Below are 4,183 nucleotides of genomic sequence, written 5' to 3'. Positions count from 1 at the left end.
GCGGGATCGACGGGCAAACCCGTCTCCTCGGTCGTCTCGAGGCTCGACTCCGCAGAGCAGCCGGTCGCAGCAAGGCCCGCAACGCCCGCCATAACAGCAGCAGATGCCCCCAAGAAACCACGACGGGAAATATTATTCGTACCCACTGTCAGTTTCCCCCTTCAGATTTCTACATCGCGCACGTTGCATAGAACGCGTAGCGGGCAATGGCAACGCCAATCACCAGCAATGCGCACATGACAATCGCAAGCATTTTCTTGTTCTCGAGTTTGGAAGCCGCAAGCGCAAGCGCAGCGGAAGCGACGGGCGCAACCACCAAGCCGACAACCTGCGTGACGGGGCTTGCGCCCTGACCGCCAAACGCAGCAACCTCAAGCGCCAAACCAATAGCGAGCGCAGCGTCAACGATGAGCAACGCATAAAGAGCCGGCTTCTTGGTGACGTCAACCGACCCGAGCACGGCGCACAGACCGAGACCCATAGCCAAATCTCCTGCGAAAAACGAGAGCACCGTTGCTGGAGCATTGCTCCACACGGCATTGCCATACACGTCCACATACGCGGTGGCCATAAGCACCATGCACACCACAGCAGCGACGGCAGCAACGACGCGCAACGCAAACAGGCTGCTTTTCTTAGCAAGCGTGATGATAAGGTCGACAATCACAAGCACGAAGAAAATGCCTGAAGCCGCAACTTCTTTGACCATTCCAGAACCAAAGTTCACCGTGCCAGCGCTGACCGAAGCGAGCGCACGCGGAATGCTCTGGACATGCGTCGAGGCAGCTATCATGCCAACCGCAAACAAGACCACGATCACCAAGGGAACGAGCCACGGGCGCTCACCCGTGCGCATGCGCTGGAAGCAGGTTTCAAACGCATACGCACCTGCCGCCATGCCCCCTAGCAACGTAAAAAGAAATAAGGATTCAAGACCCATGTTCCCCCTCTTTCCTCAACGCCCGCATTATGCAGGGCGTCCGATTCAGCGGCGCGTGCTTCGCCTGCACGAGCCCGCATTCAGACCCAAACAACGCCACGAGGCGACGCAGCGACGGTTTTGCCGAATGCATGTCATCAGGAAATCAGCTAATTCTCCTCGGTGCGTTTTATAGCAAAATTGTCGTGCGACAATCAATAGTGTCGCACGACAATTAATTGAGTGAATTATTCTATTTTAAGAATATAAAACGGAAAGCCTCCTAGCGTTTCGCCACGTCATCCTCTTGTTTCGAAGTGAAGCCCTCACCATAAGCGCTCGGAACCACGAACGTTCCGTCGTTGTCTTGCATGCCCTCGTAGGTGAGATGCATCTTGCGCAGCGACAAGGCGATTTCGTCATGGCCATACGTTTGAGCTACATCGTCGAGAATCGCCGAGAGGTCCTTTTCGGCTTCCATAAGCGTGATGCGAGCGCTCTTGCGGCACTCGGCTTGCGCCTCAAGAGACATAATGCCCTGCAGTTCCTTGGGGATGATAAGGTCTCGCACCTCGACCGAAACAATGGAAATGCCCCAATCGGAAACCTTCTTCTCTACGGCATCGCGAAGTTCTTGATCGAGCTGATGGCGGCGCATAACCACATTTTGCAGCGAGGCGCGGCCGATGGCATCGCGCAGCGCCGTTTGCGCAGAAAGGGCAACCGCAAAATAGCAATCCTCTACTTCGGTGCACGCCTTTTCGGGATCCCAAATCACCCAAAACAGCACTGCATCGACGTCAAGGGGAACAAGGTCGCTCGTTAAAGCCTCTTCGGCGCCAAAAGGAGTCACATTCATGCGCTGATCGACGCGCAGCGCGCAAAACTCAAGCAGCGGAATTGTGAAAAACAGCCCCGGCCCCGCGAGACGGTTGAATTTTCCCAAACGCATAACCACAGCGCGCTCCCAGTCCATACATACATGGACGGAAGAAAGCATCGCAAGGGCAACGGCCACGGAAACAAGAATACCCACGAGCGTAAGCTCTCCGCAAATCGCAACGGACGCCGCAAGCACCGTCGCGAACGCCGCTATCGAGAACGCCACCGTCACCATAACGGCGCCGTTGCGCGTAGCTTTTTTTGCCGGATCGGAACGGTACGCATCCGCCGCTACGCCGAATTCCATTTCGGAGCGACGATACGTATCCTTCTGCCCAAGAGGCGACATTTCATCGCTTTTCCTTTTCATGGCCCTCCTTCATCCTCCTTACGCACGACGATACGAGTTTCGGAATATCGTCATACGCCATCCCTTCTTCCAGGCATCCCTTCACAAACGACTCGACAAGAGCATCAATTTCCGGCGCAAGCTTTGGAGAGACCCCCTCGTCGTTTACGAATACTCCGCTGCCGCGTACCGTGGTCACATAGCCGTCTCGCTCAAGGCCCATATATGCCTTGCTGACCGTGTTGTAAGCTATACGCAAATCTGCAGCATATTTGCGCACCGTAGGAAGCTTCTCCCCCGGTTTGTAGTAACCAGACGCAATAAGGTAAGCGATGCGATTGCGTAGCTGCACCCACATGGGCAGATCGCTCGCTTCGTCAAACTCAAACGCCGGTATTTCCTTGCTTTGATTCACGTACTTCTTTCTTCTCGTTTACATAAGAGGAGCAACGCCGCATGCAACTATGCTGATTCGAAGACACAATCCGCCGACTAATACCAAAACGGCGAGCACCGCCGCAGTCGAGGCAAGGGCGCCTCGACCAGCAAAGAGCAAAATCATTTCCGCAATGAACGGAAGCACGATGCCGCATGCAACAAACCCTATCCAAAACGGAATGGACAGCGCACCATCCATAAGGGAGGCAAACGCCGCCGAATCGATATTTTTAGCACTCACGAGCAGCGCGATTGCCGCAATCGATTCAATCACGATAAAGGCAACATCCGCGGGAATCAAAAAATGGTGCCATAGACGCATCGCGCGAACGTCTTCGCATGCGCAGGCGGCCAGCATCACAACGGCACACCCGCATGATAGGGCCGACGCGACAAACAGGACAGACAGCCACGGCGACTGCCACACCTTCACCGCAATGACGCTTTTCAATAACAAAGCCGTATACACCATGACAATGAGGGCCACGGGTATACCCGCAAGCTTCACAACAGATACGAACCTTCGCATCGCCAGAGGCAATCTAAGCAAAGCATCCGAGAGCGCGACCACGAGGCACACCGAAAGAAAAGCCAAGGCGAAAGCGCCGATCGACACCAGGCTGTTCGTCGGATAAAGGAAGAGGTAATAAAATGCCTCGGGACGACCAAGGTCGGCAACAAGGCAGAGCACGCCCGCGAGGATAGAGACAAGGCCGGTGCCATACACGAAAGTTTGAACATATCGGCGAGTCGACTCGGAAATCGCGGCGCAGGGCGCGCAAAGAACCCCTGAAACTGCACGACCGCGACCCCAAACGCACCCAGCAACGTCGGCAAGGGCGACAAGTGCGAACGCGCCCGCGGAAGCTCCGCCAAGAAATAGGTACACGGCTATCAATTCGCTAAAACTCACATGCACCTCCCGCTTTTCTCCGTCCGTGACAATCTACCACGCGTCCGTCGCACGACAATCGACAAATCCCGCAAAAGTTAATCGAGATTTCGCATTCAAAACGAAAGAGGGCACACCAACGGCACCTACCCCACACATTGCATCATGCTCGAATGCCCTTCGACGATTTCACATTCTTTTCCCGAAAACACGAAGCTCATATATTCAAGTAGTGGCGCCCGTCATGCCGAGCGCCACCATCAAGCGGTTCTTCACGTTGCTCGCCCCAAAACCCGGCGCGAGTCCCTTCTGCAAAGGTTCGTGCAAGCCGCTACCAGCTCGCCTCGATTTCGCGAATGCGCTGGTAGAGCCATTCGTTTTGGGGAACTTCGATGCCGTGTTCGGCGGCGAGACGACAGATGGTGCCCGAGAATTCCTCGACCTCGGTTTTGCGGAGCGCGATGCGGTCTTGCGCCATGGACGGCATGCCTGCGGGGTCAAGCGTTTCGAGCAGCTCGACCATCTGCGACAAGTCAGCCTCGGCGATGGCGATGCCTTCCGCATTCGCCACCACGCGAGCCTCGCGCATAGCCGCCACCAAGCTGCGACGCTGCTCGCTTCCGCGCTCGGTCGCGCTGCCGTAAGTGCCGCCATACACCATGCACGTTTGGTTGACGCCCACATTCATCATGAGTTTCGTCCA

At 55.8% G+C, this 4,183-nt stretch carries 6 protein-coding genes; all 6 read right to left on the bottom strand.

Annotated features, from left to right (window positions below; all coding sequences use genetic code 11):
- A partial coding sequence (locus tag ACWI8T_RS08660; protein WP_449138657.1) for a twin-arginine translocation signal domain-containing protein occupies positions 1 to 146 on the bottom strand: 146 nt, incomplete at its 3' end.
- Positions 147 to 169: 23 nt separating this feature from the next.
- Positions 170 to 940 (bottom strand): DmsC/YnfH family molybdoenzyme membrane anchor subunit, encoded by a 771-nt coding sequence (locus ACWI8T_RS08655; RefSeq protein ID WP_449138656.1) that lies wholly within the window; start codon positions 938 to 940, stop codon positions 170 to 172.
- 262 nt (positions 941 to 1,202) lie between these two features.
- Entirely contained in the window at positions 1,203 to 2,150 is a 948-nt protein-coding gene (locus ACWI8T_RS08650; RefSeq protein ID WP_449138655.1) for a slipin family protein, read from the bottom strand.
- 1 nt (position 2,151) lies between these two features.
- The gene (locus tag ACWI8T_RS08645; RefSeq protein WP_281668113.1) at positions 2,152 to 2,565 is read right to left on the bottom strand and encodes a GntR family transcriptional regulator; all 414 of its coding nucleotides are present in this window, start codon (positions 2,563 to 2,565) and stop codon (positions 2,152 to 2,154) included.
- Between the two features lie 18 nt (positions 2,566 to 2,583).
- Entirely contained in the window at positions 2,584 to 3,501 is a 918-nt protein-coding gene (gene nrfD, locus ACWI8T_RS08640; RefSeq protein WP_449138654.1) for an NrfD/PsrC family molybdoenzyme membrane anchor subunit, read from the bottom strand.
- Positions 3,502 to 3,811: 310 nt separating this feature from the next.
- The coding region (locus ACWI8T_RS08635) for a ketopantoate reductase family protein (protein WP_449138653.1) at positions 3,812 to 4,183 on the bottom strand (372 nt) is incomplete at its 5' end.

The sequence above is a fragment of the Slackia sp. genome (assembly GCF_977041755.1).
Note: the sequence above shows the minus strand (reverse complement) of the source record. Positions and strands in the feature narration are given on the sequence as shown.